Origin of the sequence: Streptomyces tamarix (assembly GCF_032423885.1) — a bacterium.
Taxonomy (GTDB): domain Bacteria; phylum Actinomycetota; class Actinomycetes; order Streptomycetales; family Streptomycetaceae; genus Streptomyces; species Streptomyces tamarix.
This window is the reverse complement of record NZ_JAWCTQ010000059.1, coordinates 21909-39349: the sequence shown is the minus strand read 5'-3', so window position 1 is coordinate 39349 and position 17441 is coordinate 21909. Positions and strand designations below refer to the sequence as shown.

The window sequence follows — 17441 nt, the reverse complement described above, 5'->3', positions numbered from 1 at the left end:
TGTCAATACAACCTGATGAACAGTCGAAACGCGGGATCGCGGCGGCGGGGGCACCCACCCCCCCCCCCCCCCCCCCCCGCCCCCCCCCCGGGGGTCACTCCGGCCCCCGGCTCACCCCCCCGGGTGGGGGGGGGGGGCGCCCCCCCGGCGGGCGCCCCGCCCCCCGTACAGTTCTCCCCCCACCTGGCCCCCGCTCGTGAAGGCCCCATGCCGCACACCTTCGCTGACAACCCTCCGGGAACCCCGCCGCGCACGGCAGACGCGACCGCGCCCGCGGCGCACCCCCCGGCCACCTTCGCCGACGCGCTCCGCCAGGCCCTGCGCCTGCGGGGCCTCCCCCTGCAACGCGTGTGCGACCGGCTGGCCGAACAGGGCGTACGGATCAGCCCCGCCACGCTCAGCCACTGGCAGCGCGGGCGCAGCCTGCCCGAACGGCCGCAGTCCCTGCGGGCGGTGCGGAAGCTGGAGGAGATCCTGGCCGTACCGCACGACCACCTCGTGGGCCTCCTGCAACCGCACCGGCCGCGGGGCAGGGCGCGCACCCACGGGCAGGACGTCACCGCCTCGCGGCGCGTCTTCGCCCCCGGTTCGGAGGTGGAGCGGGCCCTCGGAGACGCGTTCGCGCACTTCAACCAGGACATCACCCCCCTCTCCATCCACGAGGCGGTCTTCCTGGGCGCGGACCGCTGCATCCGCCGCATGTCCGTCACCCAGGTGCTCCGCGCGATCTGTGACGGGCCCGACCGGCTGACCCTCGTGCACCAGGTCGACGAGGACGTGTCGCCGGACGTCGACTTCACCGTCGGCTGCGGCACCCTCGGCGCGGTGCGGGTCGAGGAACCGCTGCGCTGCGTCGTCGCCGACATCCTGCTGGGCCGGCGGCTGAGACGCGGGGAGACCGCCGTGGTCCGCTACGACGTGTGCTTCCCGCCCGGCCCCACCCCCAGCACGTTCTACGAGCGCCGCGTCCGGACGAACCTGCGCGAGTACCTGCTGCACGTCTCCTTCGCGCCGGAGGCGGTGCCCGCGAGCTGCCGCAAGTACTACCGGCACCGGACCGACGCCCCGCGCGAGCAGGTCGCCCGCCTCGTGATCGACGGGTCGCACACGGCCCACCTGTACCCCGGCAAGTGCACGCCCGGCGTGCACGGCATGTCCTGGGCCTGGCCGCTCCACCGCGGCGCCGCGGGCTGAAGCACCGACCGTACGCGCGCGGGTCAGGGCCTGACCGTCGCCACCCGCGAGCTGATCGACGGGCGCCGGCCGTACGCGCGGGTCAGGGGGGCGGTGTCGGGGATCCAGGAGCCGTGGACCGCGGTGGGGACGGCCCGGACGGCGGCGGGCGGGGCGCCGACGACGGTGGAGGGGCGGACGACGACCGGGGCGTGCGGGTCGACGCCGGTGGGAGGGGACGACACGGTCGGGACGGCGGGTTCCCCGGGTGCTCCTCGACGGGGCGGGCGTAGCTGTCCGCAGCCCACCTGCCTCACGTGTGGTCGGCCACTCACCGCCCGGTGCGAAAGGAAGGCGACCGTCGGGACCCGTGAGGCCCGCCGCCGCCCGCGCCGCGGGGGGCGGTCAGCGGTGCGTGATGCCCGCGGTGAGCGTGCGCGTCCACGGCGCGTCGATCGCCTCCGCGTCGATCGACACGAGCAGGTGGCAGAGCATGCCGACCGCGAAGAACTCCTGGACCTGCCGCTCGTCGCCGCCCGACGCCCCGCGGACGTACTCGACCGTGCGGGCGTAGCCGGCCCGCACCGCCTCCCGCACCGCCGGTTCGGAGACGGCTGCCGCCTGGGCGTGCAACTGCACCAGCATCAGGTCGTTGTCCCGGATCAGGTGCGCGTACGCGTCTCCCATGGAGGACAGCACCGCCTCCGGGTCGCCGCCCTTCGCCTCGGCCGCGCCGCGCTCCAGCGCCGCGCGCACCCGGACGAAGCAGTGCTCCACGACCGCGACGAAGAGGGCCTCCTTGTTGGGGAAGAGCCGGTAGACGTACGCCTGCGAGATCCCGGCGGCCTTGGCGACCTCCGACGTCGTGGTGCCGAAGTACCCCCGGGCCGCGAAGGCGCCGATGGCGGTGCGCAGCACCGTCTCCCGGCGCTCCTCCGCCGTGGCCAACCGGCGTGGACGCTGTTCTCCTTTCACGTGAGTACTCAACCGCTCACACTTTGGAGTGTCAACAGCGTGCCTCCGCACGGCGTACCGACCGGGCGGTCCTTGGCGCCCCGTGCCGCCGCCCCGGAGGGGGCGTGCTCCATGACCCGGCTACGCGAGGCCGCCATCGCTCCGGAGGAGCCGGCCGTTGATCCACCCGCCCTTTGCCGAGCAGAGGAACGTGACCAGGTTCGCGCAGTCCTGCGGCACGCCGAGGCGCCCCAGGGGTGTGAAGCGGATCATGTCCGCCTTCTGCTCCGCGGTCATCCACCCCGTGTCGGTCGGCCCGGGGTCGACCGCGTTGCAGGTCACTCCCAGGTGGGCGAGTTCGCGGGCGGCGGCGAACGTGATGCGGTCCATCGCCCCCTTGCTCGCCCCGTAGGGGAGGTTGCCGACGGTGTGGTCGCTGGTCAGGCTGACGACCCGGCCGCTTCCGTGCTGGCCGCGGAACCGCAGCCCGTACTCCCGGATCAGCAGCCACGTCGCCCGCGCGTTGACCGCGAAGTGTCGGTCGAAGCTCTCCACCGTGGTGTCCAGCAGGCCGGAGTCGACCGACTCGCAGTGGCAGAGCACCAGCGCGGTGACGTTCCCCAGCGCGTGCTCGACCTCGTCGAAGATCCGGGCCGGTACGGCCGGGTCGCCCAGGTCCGCCTCGACCGCGAAGGTCCTTGCCCCGAGGGAAGCCGCCTCCTCCCGCAGCCGGCCGGGCGCCCCCGGCTCCGCCCCCCACGGCATCCGCGCGTCGTAGGGGCTCCAGTACGTGAAGGCCGTGTCCCAGCCGGCCCGGGCCAGATCCAGTACCACGGACGTCGCGATCCCCGCCGAACGTCCCGCTCCCGTGACCAGGGCGAGCGGGCGCTCCGCCTCCCGCACGTCCCGCCGGCTCCTCGCGCGCGTCTCGTCGCTCATGGCCCCATTCTCCACGCCCCCCGGGGCCGCCGGGAAGTCGACCTCCCGGCGCCCCGTGCCACCGCCCCGCCTCCGGCGGGCCCGCCGGTCACCGTCGGGCGCCACCGGTCGCCGGGCGGGCGTCGGACGCGGTCGCCGTGTCCAGCCGGGCGCGCAGTGCGGCCAGGTTGCTCCTGAGCCTTTGCACCGGGGTGGGCGGCAGCGCACGGGTGGAGCCCCGCGCGTAGTGGCGTTCGACGTAGAACTGTCCCGCGCTGAGCACGGTCGTGACGGCGACGTACCAGAGGGTGGCGACCATCAGCAGCGGGATGACCTGGTAGGTCTGGTTGTAGACCAACTGCACCGAGTACAGCAGGTCGTGCACCGCCAGCACGCTGACGATGCTGGTGCCCTTCAGGGTGCCGATCAGCATGTTCCCCGCGGTCGGCACGATGGAGCGCATCGCCTGCGGAATGACGATCCTGCGCAGGGTGCGCCGCCTGCCGATACCGAGGGCCTGGGCGGCCTCCGTCTGGCCGGCGTCCACCGAGAGGATGCCGCCGCGCACCACCTCGGCGGCGTAGGCGGCCTCGTGCAGGGTCAGGCCGATGACGGCGGTGAGGACGGGGCCGAGCAGGTCGACCGTCTCGACGGTGACGAACTGCGGCCCGAAGGGGATGCCGAGGCCGAGCGTCGGGTAGAGGGCGCCGATGTTGAACCAGAACAGCAACTGCACCAGCAGCGGGGTGGACCGGAAGATCCACACGTATCCCCAACTCAGGGTGCGCAGCACCGGGTTGGAGGAAAGCCGCATCACGGCCAGGGGGATGCCGAGCAGGAAGCCGAGCACCATCACCGCGCCGGTCAGCCACAGGGTGAGCAGCAGCCCGTCGAGCACGGCGGGGGTGGTGAAGTACCGGCCGACCACCTCCCACTGGAAGGCCCGGTTGCGGACGACGGAGTTGACCACCATGGCGAAGACCAACAGCGCGAGGGCGGTGGTCAGCCAGCGGCCGACGCGCCGGCGCGGCACGATCCGCGGCGGATCGCCGCCGGGGTCGCGGCCGGGGGCTTTCCGGCGCCCCTGCGGGGGGACGGACGCGGAGACGCCGGGGGAGACGGTGATGTCGGACGGCGAGACCATCAGGGGCTCTCCAGGGGAGGGAAGCGGGGGCGGAGGTGATCACCCGGCGAAGGCGGTCACCCGGCGGCACGTGTACGCGGATTCCGCCCGCAGCCCCGCGCGGACACGGCGCGGGCACGGAGCGGCGGCCCGGGTTTCGACGTCATCACGCTCACCGCGTCCCTCAACGCGGCCGGTGCGGCTGCCGCACGCGGCGGAGCCGTCCCCGCTGATCGTATGGGTCCCGCGCGGGCCCCTGTCAACCACGCGCGGGAATCGCCCAACACCCGTCCGCCATACGGCTCGTGGTTGACGGGGAGCGAGATGTACTGCTCAATTGGACCCATGAATGTCGAGCAGCGCCTGGTCACCCGTGACCACATCGACTTCGGTCGGGTGTGGTCTGCCGCGTGTAGCGCCTGACGCGGCAGTAGGCCGTCCGACCGGCCCTTCCCTCCCTCGGTGACCCCGTCGCGGGCCGAGTCCTCCCCTCGCGAAACCGCCGTGCGCAGGCGTTGAACACGCGCTGAGACACGTGCCGCAACGCGCTGAGACCAGCGCTGGGCACGCGTCGGGACAAGCGCTGGACACGCGCTGGTCCCGCGTACGGCCCGCCCCGCGAGACCTGGCACGCGCTGCCGCCGCCCCCCCTTTTTCGCCCGAGGCCCGTGCCCCGGCGTCATCACACCTGTTCACCCCCGGCTCCCGGTACCCGAAGCGCCGTCGCACACGGCCGCACCGAGGGCGGCTCCGCCGTGCCCGCGTGCTGCCACGGCACGGCCCCGAAGCACGTCAGGAAAGGCCATCACCCATGCCCGTGGAGTTCCTCGGCATCGCCGCGACCAACAACGGCTCCGAAGCCACCCCGCGCTCCGGCGCCGCCTTCGACAAGGAGTACACGCTCCGGCTCGCCCGGGCGCACGAGGACCACGGCTGGGACCGCGTGCTGTTCGCCTACGGCTCCGGATCGCCGGACCCGGCACCGGCCGCCGCGTACGTCGCGAGCAGAGTGGACCGCCTCCAGATCCTGCTCGCCCACCGGCCCAACGTCTCGTACCCGACCTTCGCCGCCAAGACCTTCGCCACCCTCGACCAGATCAGCGAGGGCCGGCTGACCGTGCACTTCATCACCGGCGGCGACGACCGGGAACAGGGCCGCGAGGGCGACACCCTGACCAAGGACGAGCGCTACGCCCGCACTCGCGAGTACATCCGGATCGTCAAGAAGATCTGGACCACCCACGAGCCCTTCGATCACGAGGGCGAGCACTACCGCTTCCACGACTTCGTCAGCGACGTCTTCCCGGTCCAGCAGCCGCGCCCCGGCGTGTCGTTCGGCGGCTCGTCGCCCGCCGCCTACGCCGCGGGAGGCGCCGAGGCCGACATCTACTGCCTGTGGGGCGAGCCCCTCGTGAAGACCGCCGAGCAGATCGAGGCCGTGAAGGCCGCCGCGCGGGCCGCGGGCCGCGCCGACACCCCCCGCATCCAGGTCGCCTTCCGCCCGATCATCGCCCCGACCGAGGAGCTGGCCTGGGAGAAGGCCCACCGCACGGTCGGCGCGATCAAGGAACGCAGGGCGAGGGGCGAGGCGGTCTCCAAGCGCCGCGACGCCCACGCGAGGCCGCAGAACACCGGCTCGCAACGGCTGATCGCCATCGCCGAGGCGGGGGAGCGCTACGACCGCGCCCTGTGGACCCCGACGGCCGCCGCCACCGGCGGCGCGGGCAACTCCAACGCCCTGGTCGGCACCCCCGAGACCGTGGCCCAGGCGCTCCTCGACTACTACGACCTCGGCGTCGACATCCTCTCCGCCCGCGGCTACGACCTGCTGGACGACGCGATCGACTTCGGCCGGTACGTGATCCCCCTCGTCCGCGAGGAGGTCGCCAAGCGCGACGCCGAGCGGGCGGCCCGCGGCGCACAGGCCCTCGCGGCGGTGAACGGATGACCTCCGCCGCTCGACCCCTGTCCGCCGAGCCGCAACTGACGTTCATTCAGGTACAGGTGTCGGACCCCCGGGCGGAGCCGATGCTGCGGGAACTCGGCAGCGAGTACGCGGCCCGCTACGGCGAGGTCGCCCACGCCGAACTCTCCCGCTACCCCGACGAGGAGTTCACCGCGCCCCGCGGCGGCGTACTGCTCCTGCTCCTCGAACACGGCGAGCCGGTGGCGGGCGGGGCCTTCCGCCGGTACGACGGGACCACGGCCGAACTGAAACGGATCTGGACGCACTCCGCCCACCGCCGGCGCGGCCTCGCCAGACGCGTCGTCGCCGCGCTGGAACGCGAGGCGGTCGCCCGCGGGTACCGGCGGATCCACCTCACCACGGGGCCGCGCCAGCCCGAGGCGCGCGGCCTGTACCTGGCCGCCGGCTACACCCCCCTGTTCGACGTCGAGGCGGACCCGGAGACCATCGGTCCGCTGCCCTTCGAGAAGCACCTGACCACCGGAACACACCCCGCACACCCGGGAAAGGCAGCCGACCTGTGAACCCTCGCACGACCAGAACCCGGCGGCGCGTCATCGCCGCCCTCGCGCTGCCACCCGTACTGGCGCTGACCGGCTGCGGCTCGGGCGGCGCCCCCGGCGCCACGGCGGCGGGCGCCGGGGCGTCCGCCGCGCCGGCCGGCGACCCGGTCGCCGCCGTGGGCAAGGTGGAGTCGGTGGCCGCCCTGCTGCCCGCCGACGTCCGCGCGTCGGGCACCCTGAGGATCGGCAGCTCCATCGGGACGCCGCCCGGCGCGTACTACCCGAACGGGTCGGACAAGATCCCCGCGGGCCAGGACATCGACATCGCCGACGCGGTGGCCAAGGTCCTCGGCGTGAAGCTGGAGCGGCAGAACGCGTCCTTCGAGACGATCCTGCCCGCCCTCGGCAGCGGCAAGTACGACGTGGGGACCGGCAACTTCGGCGTCACCACCGAGCGCCTGAAGAGCGTCGACTTCGTCACCTACATCAACGACGGCCAGGGCTTCGCGGTGAGGAAGGGCAGCACCGCGCTCAAGGGGAAGGTCACCGAGCTCACCCAGTTGTGCGGACTGACCATCGGCACCGGAGCCGGCACCACCTTCGAGGCGACCCTCATCGCCCACAAGGGGGTGTGCGCGAAGGCGGGCAAGAAACCGTACGACGTGAAGGTCTACTCGGAGAACGGGGCGACGCTCACCGCGCTCCAGCAGGGCCGGATCGACGTGGTCATGTCGACCATCAACGGCCTGCGCCACCAGGCGGCCCAGCCCGCGGCGCGGACCACCTTCCTCGGCGAGTACCACCGCCTCGACGTCGGCTTCGCCTTCAAGAAGGGCTCCCCCCTCACCAAGGCGTTCCAGGCCGCCGTCAACGAGCTGATCGAGAACGGCACGTACGCCCGGATCCTCGAGAAGTGGGGCACCACCGCCTCCGCGATCGACACCTCGCAGATCAATCCGTCCGAGCACACCTGAGAGCCGAGCAGAACACCACGATGGGACTCACCGCCGATTCCGCCGTCGCGCCACCCGGCGCGGCCTCCCCGGGCACGGGCCCCGAAGCCCCGCCCACCGGGGACGACCCGGCCCCGCCCAAGGTCGTCCCCGCCCGCCACCGCGCTCGATGGGTGGCGGCCGTCGCCGTGACCGTGCTGGTCGCCCAGTTCGCGCACGGCCTGGCCACCAACCCCGTCTGGGAGTGGGACGTCTTCCGCGACTACGTCCTGTCCGAGACGATCGTCCGAGCGGTGGGGGTCACCCTCCAACTCACCGCCTGCGCCACGGTGCTGGGCTTCCTCCTGGGCACCGTACTGGCCTTCATGCGGCTGTCGCACAGCCCGGTGCTGCGGACCGTCGCCTGGACCTACGTCTGGATCTTCCGGTCCGTCCCGATGATCGTCCAGCTCGTGTTCTGGTTCAACCTCGGTGCCCTGTACGAGGAGTTGGGCGTCGGCATCCCCTTCGGGCCGGTGTTCTGGTCGGTCGACAGCGACACCCTGATCGGCACCATCGGGGCGGCGCTCATCGGCCTGTCGCTGCACCAGGCCGCGTACGCCGCGGAGACGGTCCGCGGCGGCGTCGCCGCCGTCGACCGCGGGCAGTTCGAGGCCGCCGCCGCCCTGGGCATCCCCCGGCTGCGGCAGATCCGCCGGATCGTGCTGCCGCAGGCCATGCGCGCCATCCTGCCCACGGCGGGCAACGAGGTCATCGGCCTGCTCAAGGGCACCTCGGTGGTCTACGTGATGGCGATCGGCGAACTCTTCTACCAGGTGCAGGTGGTCTACGGCCGCAACGGCCGGGTGGTCCCGCTGCTGCTGGTCGCCACCGCCTGGTACGTCTTCCTCACCTCCGTGCTGTCGGTCGCGCAGTACTACGTGGAGCGGCACTTCGCGCGGGGCGCCGACCGCACCCCGCCGCCCACCCCGTTCCAGCGCGCCGGGCGTTTCGTACGCGCCCTGCGCGCCGCGGCGGAGCGGCGCGACGAGCCCGTCGTCCCCCTGAAACCCCTGGGAGGCAGTCGATGAACGAGGTGATGGTGGACGTCCGCGGCGTCCACAAGAGCTTCGGCCCGCTGGAGGTGCTGCGCGGTGTCGACCTGAAGGTCCGCACCGGCGAGGTCTCCGTGATCCTCGGCCCGTCCGGCTCGGGGAAGTCCACGCTGCTGCGCAGCATCAACCACCTGGAGAAGGTCGACCGCGGCTGGATCAGCATCGACGGAGAGCTCATCGGCTACCGCCGCTCCGGCGACAAGCTGTACGAACTGAAGGAGAAGGAGGTCCTGAAGCAGCGCACGCACATCGGGTTCGTCTTCCAGGACTTCAACCTCTTCCCGCACCTGACCGTGCTGGAGAACCTCGTCGAGGCCCCGGTCTCCGCGCTGCGCCGCCCGCGCGGGGAGGCGGAGGGGACCGCGCGCCGGTTGCTGGAGCGGGTGGGGCTCGCGGACAAGGCCGACGCCCACCCCCGGCAGCTCTCCGGAGGACAGCAGCAGCGGGTGGCCATCGCGCGCGCACTCGCCCTCGAACCCAAGGTGCTCCTCTTCGACGAGCCCACCTCGGCGCTCGACCCGGAGCTCGTCGGCGAGGTCCTCGACGTCATCAAGGACCTGGCCCGCACCGGAACCACCATGATCGTCGTCACCCACGAGATCGGCTTCGCCCGCGAGGTCGCCGACACCGTGGTGTTCATGGACGGCGGCGTCGTCGTGGAGCAGGGTCCGCCCGCCGCCGTCCTGGACGCCCCGCGGCACGAGCGCACCCGCGCCTTCCTCTCCAAGGTCCTCTGACCGGCCCCCACGCCCGTCCCCCCTCTTCCCCTTCGCAAGGAGTACGCACGTGACCACCGGCCTCACCCGTCGCGCCACCGCGACCGCGCTGGGACTCGCCTCCGCCCTCGCCCTCACCGCCTGCGGCACCCCCTCCGACGGCGGCACCGTCGAGGTCGCCGCCGCGTCGGGCACCAAGACGAAGATCAACCTCAGCCCCGACCAGGACCGCGTCACCACCGCCAAGGTCGACTCCATCGCCGCCGAGGTCCCGGCGGAGATCCGCGAGAGAGGCACGCTGGAGGTCGTCGGATCGCCCGGCTCCGCCCCGCCGCTGGCCTTCTACGCCACCGACGACAAGACCGTCATCGGCGTCGAGCCCGACATCGCCTCCCTGGTCGCCGACGTGCTCGGCCTCGAACTGCGCCTCACCACCGCCTCGTGGGAGAACGTCTTCGTCGGCCTCGACAGCGGCAAGTACGACGTCGGCTTCAGCAACATCACCGTCACCGAGGAACGCAAGAAGAAGTACGACTTCGCCACCTACCGCAAGGACACCCTGGGCTTCGAGGCGAAGAAGGGCAGCGGCCTGAAGGTCACCGGACCCGAGGACGTGGCGGGTCGGACCGTCGCCGTCGGCAGCGGCACCAACCAGGAGAAACTGCTCGTGGAGTGGAGCGAGGAGAACGAGAAGGCCGGCCGGAAGCCGGTGGACATCAAGTACTACCAGAACGACAGCGACGTGCACCTCGCCCTCCAGTCCGGCCGGATCGACCTCTACCTCGGCCCCCACCCGACCGCCGCCCACCACGCGGCCACCACGGGGAAGACGGAGGTCGTCGGCACCTACTCCGGTGCCGGCGACACCCTCCAGGGCCTCATCGCGGCCACCACCAAGAAGGACAGCGGACTGGCCGAGCCGCTCGCCGACGCGCTCGACGAGATCATCGACAACGGCACGTACGGGAAGGTGCTGGAGCGCTGGGGCCTGGCCGACGAGGCCGTGACCAAGTCCGAGGTCAACCCGCCCGGCCTGCCCGAGACCGGCGCGTAGCAGCCGCAGGGTGCGGGGCCCGGACACACGGCCCCGCACCGGTCCCACGAAAACCCCACCCCCCGAAGGGTCCACCATGGCCACCGTCCTGTCCGTCTCCGGAAGCCCCTCCGCCACCTCCCGTACCGCCCGCCTCCTCCGCCACCTGGACGCACGGCTCAGGGCCCAGGGCCACGAGGTGGTTCCGCTGGACGTCCGCACCCTCCCCGCCGACGCCCTGCTCGGCGCCGACTTCCGGCACCCGGCGATCGTGGAGGCGATCGCGCTGTTCGACCGCGCCGACGGGGTCGTGATCGGCACGCCCGTCTACAAGGCCGCCTACTCCGGACTGCTGAAGTCCCTGCTGGACCTGCTGCCGCAGTACGGCCTGGGCGGCAAGACGGTCCTCCCGCTGGCCACCGGCGGGACCACGGCGCACGTCCTGGCGATCGACTACGCGCTGCGCCCCGTGCTCAGCTCCATGGGCGCCGCGCACATCGTCCAGGGCTGGTTCACGCTCGACAAGGACCTCGCGGTGGCCGACGACGGCTCCCTGACCGTCGCGCCGGGCCCGGCCGAGGCCCTCGCACGGGTCGTCGACCGGTTCTCCGAAGCCCTCGACAGCCGTACGGCCCTGCTGGCGGCCGCCGGATGAGCGCCGCGGCCCGCCGCGCCTCACCGCCCGGGGCCGCGGGCCCGCTCCGGGTGGGCCGCCCGGCCCGCGGTGCGGGTCCCGTCCGCGGGCCCCGGGGTGCGGGCGGCCTGAGCGGGGGCCGCGGCCGGAGCGCGCCGGGAGCGGGCCCCCTTGACGGGACCCGCGGGCGGCCCGACACTCCAGGGAAGGATCCCTAGTGGATGGGTAGGGAATGATGGAGCGTCTGGAGCCGCCCGCCGGCCGCGCCGTGTGCGCGGGCCGGCCGCCCCTCCTCCTGACGTCCCGCCGCCACATCGATCTCCTGCGCGTCTGCAGCGCGGCGAGCCCCCGGCGCTGAACCCACGGCGCCCGCCGGCACCGCGCCCCCGTCGCGTACGGGTCCGTGCCGCCGCCGAGGGCCCCTCACCCGACGCACGCCGACCGCCGCGTCCCGAGAACCAGAAGCCGGACCGGACCCAGGGAGACCCATGCCCGCCGCACCCCCGACCACCGTGCCGTCCCTCCCGCCGTTCCGGGGCAGGATCGGCTCCGACGCGAACAGCGGCTACCACGCCGTGCCGCACCGCTACCGCCTCCACCTCTCGCTCTCCTGCCCCCACTGTCTGCGCATCGCCATCACCCACAGCCTGCTCGCCCTCGACGGCGTCCTCCCGGTGGTGCTCCTGCCGGCCGTGCCCGACGAGCCCGACGGCGGCCACTCCGCCCTGCGCCCGCTGTACGAGGCCAGTGCGCACCGGTACCCCGGACCGACCGCGGCACCGGTACTGAGCGACGACTGGACGGGACGGATCGTCAGCACCCACACCCCGGAGATCCTGCGCGACCTGGCCCGGGGCTTCGGCGGTGACGGCCCCGGCCGGCCCGCGCTGTACCCGCGCGGCGCGGAGGCGCAGATCGACGCCGTCGAACGCCTCTGCGCGCACCACATCGGCCGAGCCGCACAACACGCCGGGCAGGCCGGCACCGACGCCACGGCACGCCGCGCCGCCCTCGCCTCCCTGTACCGCGCCCTGGGCTCACTGGAGCGGCGGCTCGCCACCCGGGACTTCGTCCTCGGCGACGAGCCGACCGCCGCCGACGTGCGGCTGTGGGTGACCCTGGTGGAACTCGACGGCGTGCACCGCCGGCACCTGGACGCCGCCGCGGTCCACCGCATCGCCGACCATCCGCACGTGTGGGCCTACGCGCGGCGACTGGCCGCCCACCCCGCCTTCGGCCCCCACCTCGATCTGGAGGGCATCGCCCGCAGGCACCACGCCCACTGCCGGGGGCTGGAGGCCGCGGGGGAGGCGGTACAGATCCTGGACTGGGCGGTGCACGTCGCGGAGGGGACCGCCGCCCGGCCCGCCCCCGCGCCCCCGGGCGATTTCACGGAACCGCAATACGCCCTCCACCTGCCCCCGTCCGGCTCCGCCTAGCCTGCGACGGCAGGGGGCCACCACGGTGGCGCGCCGCCACCGGCGGCCCGCCGGGGGTCGGGGAACGGCGTCGCCCCGAGGGAGGGGGACGAACCGTCGGGCCGCGCCGAACCGCCCGCGCGCCCCGCGCGAGCCGGCTGCCCCTCCCCGCCGCCGAGCCCTCCGCGCGAGGGCCGGTGATCACGTACGGTCGAACAGGAAGGCATCCCTCTCGTGTCCGCACCCCCTCCGCTCCACCTCGCCGTCGCGCTGGACGGCGCCGGATGGCACCCGGCCGCGTGGCGCGAGCCCGGCGCCCGGCCCCACGACCTGTTCACCCCCGGCTACTGGGCCGCCGTCGTCTCCGAGGCCGAACGCGGCCTGCTCGACTTCGTGACGTTCGAGGACTCGCTCGGGCTCCAGTCCGCGCACCCCACGGAGCCGGACGAGCGCACCGACCAGGTGCGGGGCCGGCTGGACGCCGTGCTCGTCGCCGCCCGGGTCGCGCCGTTGACCCGGCACATCGGGCTGGTGCCGACCGCGGTGGTCACCCACACCGAGCCGTTCCACCTCTCCAAGGCGATCGCCACCCTGGACTACGTCAGCACCGGCCGCGCGGGCCTGCGCGTCCAGGTGTCGGCGCGGCAGAACGAGGCCGCGCACTTCGGCCGCCGTACGTTCCCGCGCCTCGACCTCGACGACCTGGACACCCCGGCCGGCCGGGAACTGGTCGCCGAGCTGTTCGACGAGGCCGCCGACTACGTCGAGGTGGTGCGCCGCCTCTGGGACAGCTGGGAGGACGACGCGGAGATCCGCGACGTCGCCACCGGGCGCTTCATCGACCGCGACAAGCTGCACCACATCGACTTCGAGGGCAGGCACTTCCGGGTCAAGGGCCCTTCCATCACCCCGCGCCCGCCGCAGGGGCAGCCCGTCGTCAGCGCGCTCGCACACCAGAGCGTGCCGTACCAGTTGGTGGGCCGTTCGGCCGACATCGGTTACGTCACCCCGCACGACACGGACCAGGCCCGCGCCGTCGTCGCCGAGATCCGCGCCGCCCAGGCCGCCGCGGGACGGGCCGGGGAGCCGCTGCACGTCTTCGGCGACCTGGTCGTGTTCCTGGACGCCGACCCCGCAGCGGCCAAGGACCGCAAGGCCCGCCTCGACGCCCTCGCGGGCCACGGGTTCACCAGCGACGCCGAGGTGTTCACGGGGACCCCCGGGCAACTGGCGGACCTGCTGCTGGAGCGGCGCCGGGCCGGACTGGGCGGCTTCCGGCTGCGTCCCGGGACAATCGGCCACGACCTGGAGCAGGTCACACGGGGCCTGGTGCCCGAACTCCAGCGCCGGGGCGTCTTCCGGCACGCCTACGAGGCGGACACCCTGCGCGGGCTGCTGGGGCTCGCCCGCCCCGCCAACCGCTACACCCCCCAGCCCCCGGTCCCCTTCCCCGTCCCGGCCCCGTCCGGGCAGAAGGTCCTCCAGGAGCAGGGGGCACCCTCGTCCGTCCGAGCCGGAGGAGCCGTACGACCGTGAACAGGCCGGAAACGGGCAAGCCCGTGAAGCAGATCCACCTCGCCGCCCACTTCCCCGGGGTCAACAACACCACCGTGTGGAGCGACCCGCGGGCGGGCAGCCACATCGAGTTCGACTCGTTCGCGCACTTCGCGCGGACGGCCGAACGCGCCAAGTTCGACTTCCTGTTCCTCGCCGAGGGGCTGCGCCTGCGCGAACAGGGCGGACGAATATACGACCTGGACGTGGTGGGGCGCCCCGACACCTTCACCGTCCTGTCGGCGCTCGCCGCCGTCACCGAACGGATCGGCCTGACCGGCACCATCAACTCCACCTTCAACGAGCCCTACGAGGTGGCCCGTCAGTTCGCCAGCCTGGACCACCTGTCGGGCGGACGCGCCGCCTGGAACGTCGTCACCTCCTGGGACGCCTTCACCGGCGAGAACTTCCGGCGCGGCGGCTTCCTCCCGGAGGAGGAGCGCTACTCCAGAGCCGAAGAGTTCCTGGCCACCGCCATCGAACTGTTCGACTCCTGGACCGGTGACGAGATCGTCGCCGACCGGGAGTCCGGCGTCTTCCTGAAGGACGCGCGGGCCGGGGCCTTCGCCCACCGGGGACGGCACTTCGACATCGCCGGCCGGTTCAACGTCCCGCGCGGCCCGCAGGGCCGCCCGGTGGTCTTCCAGGCCGGCGACTCCGACGAGGGACGCGAGTTCGCCGCCTCCAGCGCGGACGCGATCTTCAGCCGGCACAGCACCCTCGACGCGGGGCGGGACTTCTACGCCGACGTCAAGGGCCGGCTGGCCCGTTACGGCCGGACCCCCGACCAACTGCTGATCCTGCCCGCGGCGACCTTCGTCCTCGGCGACACCGACGCCGAGGCGCAGGAGCTGGCCCACGAGGTGCGCCGCCAGCAGGTCAGCGGCCGGACCGCGATCGCGTACCTGGAGCAGGTCTGGAACCGCGACCTGTCCGGCCACGACCCGGACGGCCCGCTCCCCGACATCGACCCGGCACCCGGCGAGCACACCGTCGCCCGCGGCCGGGCCGCCGTCCGGACGTTCCGCGACCCGCTCGCCGTCGCCAGGGAGTGGCGCGAACGCGCCGCGGCGGAGAAGCTCTCGATCCGCGAGCTGGTCATCGAGACCACCGCCCGCCAGTCGTTCGTCGGCTCCCCGGCCACCGTCGCCGAGACCATCGACGCCTTCGTCCAGGCGGACGCCGCCGACGGGTTCATCCTGGTCCCGCACATCACCCCCGGCGGCCTGGACGAGTTCGCCGACACGGTCGTCCCGCTGCTCCAGGAACGCGGGGTGTTCCGCCACGACTACACGGGCACGACGCTCCGCGACCACCTCGGCCTGGCACACCCCGACGCCGGCACGGAGCCGGAGACCCGGCGGGCGGCCTCGTGAGGCCCCCGGCCGACACCCCCGCCGAGCCCGGCCCCGAACCCGCCCCCGGCCCCGTATCCGCGTCCGCGCCCACCGACCGCTGAGGAGCACCCGATCATGTCCGGCATCCCCCTCGGAGTCCTCGACCTCGTCCCGATCACGTCCGGCTCCACCGCCGCCGAGGCGCTGCGCAACACGATCGATCTCGCGCAGCACGCCGAACGGTTCGGCTACACCCGCTACTGGTTCGCCGAGCACCACCTCAACCCGGGCGTGGCCGGGGCCTCCCCCGCGGTCGTGCTGGCCCTGACCGCCTCCGCGACCTCCACGATCAGGATCGGGTCCGGGGCCGTACAGCTCGGGCACCGCACCGCCCTCTCCACCGTCGAGGAGTTCGGCCTGATCGACGCCCTGCACCCCGGGCGGCTCGACCTGGGCCTCGGCCGCTCGGGCGGACGCCCCTCCGGACAGGCGGCCGGGGCCCCGCCGACCACGATCCCCGTCGTCGACGGGCGCGCCCCCAACGGCCTGAGGATCCCGCCGAAGTTCTCCCTCGAACCCCTGCTCGGCTCGCCGCGCTTCCTGCTCCAGCAGCGGCTGCTGCGCCAGCCGGGCGCCCGCCCCCAGGACTACGGCGAGCAGGTCGACGACATACTCGCGCTGCTGCGCGGCGACTACCGCTCCGAGGACGGGGTCGAGGCGCACGCCGTCCCCGGCGAGGGCGCCGAGGTGCAGATATGGATCCTCGGCAGCAGCGGCGGGGAGAGCGCCGACGTCGCGGGCCGCAACGGACTGCGCTTCACCGCGAACTACCACGTCAGCCCGGCCACCGTGCTGGAGGCGGCCGAGGGGTACCGTGCCGCGTTCCAGCCGTCCGACCACCTCGACAAGCCCTACGTCAGCGTCTCCGCCGACGTCGTCGTCGCCGAGGACGACGCGACCGCCCGCGAACTGGCCACCGGTTACGGCCTGTGGGTCCGCAGCATCCGCAGCGCCGAGGGCGCCATCCCCTTCCCGAGCCCGGAGGAGGCCCGCGCCCACGTCTGGACCGAGGCGGACCGGGCACTGGTGGCCGACCGGGTGGACACCCAGTTCGTCGGTTCACCGGGGCGCGTCGCCGACCAGCTCGAACAACTGCAGGAGGCCACCGGAGCCGACGAGCTGATCATCACCACCCTCACCCACGACCACGCCGACCGGGTGCGCTCCTACCGGCTCCTCGCGGAGGAGTGGCAGCGCCGCTGAACCGGACGCGCCCCGGTTCCCGACCCCACGCGGCGGGCACGGCCGAACGCCACGACCCCGCCGGCGTCGGCGTCGGGGTCGGCGTGGGCGTCGGCAAGGCCCGGCCGCGCGGACGACCAGGAGAGCGGTGCGCCCCGGGACCGCGTCGGCGGTGCCGTACCCAGGGCCGTCCACACCGTCCCCGGGGCCACCGCACGGTCAGGGGCGGGCCGGGTCGCCCCCGGGCAGCCGGGCGCGCAGCGTGGCGGCGAAGTCCTCGGCGCGGGAGAGCTGGACGCGCAGCTTCTCCACCTGCTCCGCCGCGGCCTGCTCGTACCCGCGCACGCGCTGGAGGAGCGCTTCGCGCTCCTCCGGGCCGAGCTCGGCACCGGCGTCGAGGCGGTCGGTGGCGTCCAACAGGTCGCGCATCTGGTCCAGGGTGAAGCCGAGGGGCTTCATCCGCCGGATGACCATGAGGCGGGCGACGTCGTTCTCGGTGTAGAGGCGGAAGCCGCCCTGCGAGCGTGCCGAGGGGATGACGAGCCCGGTCTCCTCGTAGTGGCGGATGGTGCGCAGGGACAGTTCGGTCCGCGCGGCGACTTCGCCGATCTGCATGTGCTTGCCGTCCACGCCCACGACGCCGACCCTCCTCTTCGCGGCGGGTCGCGTCCCGTACGACCTCGCCCATCCCTACCCTAACGTTAGGGTAGGGTTGTGGCGGCGAGGGCGGCCCGACCGTCCCGCCGCCGCGGTTCCGGGGCCGATGGCGCCCCCGGCGAAGATCTGATTCTTGCAGGAGAGAGCGTGCGCGAGCCCATGACGC

General features: G+C 73.6%; 18 protein-coding genes. 13 read left to right on the top strand and 5 right to left on the bottom strand.

Features of this window, described 5'->3' with window-relative positions; all coding sequences use genetic code 11:
• Positions 1–207 precede the first annotated feature (207 nt).
• Entirely contained in the window at positions 208–1194 is a 987-nt protein-coding gene (locus RND61_RS29855) for a helix-turn-helix domain-containing protein (protein WP_315881276.1), read from the top strand.
• Between the two features lie 23 nt (positions 1195–1217).
• Here RND61_RS29855 and RND61_RS29850 read toward each other — a convergent pair whose 3' ends face one another.
• The 4 genes from RND61_RS29850 to RND61_RS29835 all read right to left on the bottom strand — a co-directional run bounded on the left by RND61_RS29850 (position 1218) and on the right by RND61_RS29835 (position 4189).
• Positions 1218–1418, bottom strand: a complete 201-nt coding sequence (locus tag RND61_RS29850) for a hypothetical protein (protein WP_315881275.1) — start codon at positions 1416–1418, stop codon at positions 1218–1220.
• A gap of 160 nt (positions 1419–1578) precedes the next feature.
• On the bottom strand, positions 1579–2160 hold the full coding sequence (locus tag RND61_RS29845) for a TetR/AcrR family transcriptional regulator (protein ID WP_315881274.1): 582 nt from the start codon (positions 2158–2160) through the stop codon (positions 1579–1581).
• A 108-nt stretch (positions 2161–2268) separates the two neighbouring features.
• Positions 2269–3066 (bottom strand): SDR family oxidoreductase, encoded by a 798-nt coding sequence (locus tag RND61_RS29840; RefSeq protein WP_315881273.1) that lies wholly within the window; start codon positions 3064–3066, stop codon positions 2269–2271.
• A gap of 88 nt (positions 3067–3154) precedes the next feature.
• Positions 3155–4189 (bottom strand): amino acid ABC transporter permease, encoded by a 1035-nt coding sequence (locus RND61_RS29835; protein WP_315881272.1) that lies wholly within the window; start codon positions 4187–4189, stop codon positions 3155–3157.
• Positions 4190–4979: 790 nt separating this feature from the next.
• Between RND61_RS29835 and RND61_RS29830 the strand changes: the two genes are divergently transcribed.
• The 12 genes from RND61_RS29830 (at position 4980) to RND61_RS29775 (ending at position 16639) form a co-directional block, all read left to right on the top strand.
• Positions 4980–6116: an LLM class flavin-dependent oxidoreductase gene (locus RND61_RS29830; protein WP_315881271.1), complete on the top strand. Its 1137-nt coding sequence runs from the start codon at positions 4980–4982 to the stop codon at positions 6114–6116.
• The gene (locus RND61_RS29825; protein ID WP_315881270.1) at positions 6113–6658 is read left to right on the top strand and encodes a GNAT family N-acetyltransferase; all 546 of its coding nucleotides are present in this window, start codon (positions 6113–6115) and stop codon (positions 6656–6658) included. Before RND61_RS29830 ends, RND61_RS29825 begins: the two co-directional genes overlap by 4 nt.
• Positions 6655–7611 (top strand): ABC transporter substrate-binding protein, encoded by a 957-nt coding sequence (locus RND61_RS29820; RefSeq protein WP_315881269.1) that lies wholly within the window; start codon positions 6655–6657, stop codon positions 7609–7611. The genes RND61_RS29825 and RND61_RS29820 overlap by 4 nt, the downstream gene beginning before the upstream one ends.
• Before the next feature lie 20 nt (positions 7612–7631).
• The gene (locus RND61_RS29815) at positions 7632–8660 is read left to right on the top strand and encodes an amino acid ABC transporter permease (RefSeq protein ID WP_315881268.1); all 1029 of its coding nucleotides are present in this window, start codon (positions 7632–7634) and stop codon (positions 8658–8660) included.
• Entirely contained in the window at positions 8657–9421 is a 765-nt protein-coding gene (locus tag RND61_RS29810; protein WP_315881267.1) for an amino acid ABC transporter ATP-binding protein, read from the top strand. Before RND61_RS29815 ends, RND61_RS29810 begins: the two co-directional genes overlap by 4 nt.
• A gap of 49 nt (positions 9422–9470) precedes the next feature.
• Positions 9471–10454 (top strand): ABC transporter substrate-binding protein, encoded by a 984-nt coding sequence (locus tag RND61_RS29805; RefSeq protein ID WP_315881266.1) that lies wholly within the window; start codon positions 9471–9473, stop codon positions 10452–10454.
• Between the two features lie 76 nt (positions 10455–10530).
• The gene (gene ssuE, locus RND61_RS29800; RefSeq protein ID WP_315881265.1) at positions 10531–11088 is read left to right on the top strand and encodes an NADPH-dependent FMN reductase; all 558 of its coding nucleotides are present in this window, start codon (positions 10531–10533) and stop codon (positions 11086–11088) included.
• Positions 11089–11299: 211 nt separating this feature from the next.
• Complete coding sequence (locus RND61_RS29795) at positions 11300–11425, top strand: hypothetical protein (protein ID WP_315881264.1); 126 nt, start codon at positions 11300–11302, stop codon at positions 11423–11425.
• Positions 11426–11555: 130 nt separating this feature from the next.
• Positions 11556–12506 carry a glutathione S-transferase C-terminal domain-containing protein gene (locus tag RND61_RS29790; protein ID WP_315881263.1) on the top strand — a complete coding sequence of 317 codons (951 nt, stop codon included), beginning with the start codon at positions 11556–11558 and terminating at the stop codon, positions 12504–12506.
• 213 nt (positions 12507–12719) lie between these two features.
• Positions 12720–14021, top strand: coding sequence for an LLM class flavin-dependent oxidoreductase (locus tag RND61_RS29785; protein ID WP_315881262.1), 1302 nt, complete (start codon positions 12720–12722; stop codon positions 14019–14021).
• Positions 14018–15415 carry an NtaA/DmoA family FMN-dependent monooxygenase gene (locus RND61_RS29780; protein ID WP_315881261.1) on the top strand — a complete coding sequence of 466 codons (1398 nt, stop codon included), beginning with the start codon at positions 14018–14020 and terminating at the stop codon, positions 15413–15415. Before RND61_RS29785 ends, RND61_RS29780 begins: the two co-directional genes overlap by 4 nt.
• A 96-nt stretch (positions 15416–15511) precedes the next feature.
• Positions 15512–16639, top strand: a complete 1128-nt coding sequence (locus RND61_RS29775; protein WP_315881260.1) for an MsnO8 family LLM class oxidoreductase — start codon at positions 15512–15514, stop codon at positions 16637–16639.
• A gap of 198 nt (positions 16640–16837) precedes the next feature.
• Here RND61_RS29775 and RND61_RS29770 read toward each other — a convergent pair whose 3' ends face one another.
• Entirely contained in the window at positions 16838–17248 is a 411-nt protein-coding gene (locus tag RND61_RS29770; protein ID WP_315881277.1) for a MerR family transcriptional regulator, read from the bottom strand.
• Positions 17249–17441: the final 193 nt, after the last annotated feature.

Coding starts and splice junctions, on each gene's coding strand:
- RND61_RS29855 (WP_315881276.1), top strand. CDS start 208: ATGCCGCACACCTTCGCTGACAACCCTCCGGGAACCCCGCCGCGCACG.
- RND61_RS29840 (WP_315881273.1), bottom strand. CDS start 3,066: ATGAGCGACGAGACGCGCGCGAGGAGCCGGCGGGACGTGCGGGAGGCG.
- RND61_RS29835 (WP_315881272.1), bottom strand. CDS start 4,189: ATGGTCTCGCCGTCCGACATCACCGTCTCCCCCGGCGTCTCCGCGTCC.
- RND61_RS29830 (WP_315881271.1), top strand. CDS start 4,980: ATGCCCGTGGAGTTCCTCGGCATCGCCGCGACCAACAACGGCTCCGAA.
- RND61_RS29825 (WP_315881270.1), top strand. CDS start 6,113: ATGACCTCCGCCGCTCGACCCCTGTCCGCCGAGCCGCAACTGACGTTC.
- RND61_RS29815 (WP_315881268.1), top strand. CDS start 7,632: ATGGGACTCACCGCCGATTCCGCCGTCGCGCCACCCGGCGCGGCCTCC.
- RND61_RS29810 (WP_315881267.1), top strand. CDS start 8,657: ATGAACGAGGTGATGGTGGACGTCCGCGGCGTCCACAAGAGCTTCGGC.
- ssuE (WP_315881265.1), top strand. CDS start 10,531: ATGGCCACCGTCCTGTCCGTCTCCGGAAGCCCCTCCGCCACCTCCCGT.
- RND61_RS29795 (WP_315881264.1), top strand. CDS start 11,300: ATGATGGAGCGTCTGGAGCCGCCCGCCGGCCGCGCCGTGTGCGCGGGC.
- RND61_RS29790 (WP_315881263.1), top strand. CDS start 11,556: ATGCCCGCCGCACCCCCGACCACCGTGCCGTCCCTCCCGCCGTTCCGG.
- RND61_RS29775 (WP_315881260.1), top strand. CDS start 15,512: ATGTCCGGCATCCCCCTCGGAGTCCTCGACCTCGTCCCGATCACGTCC.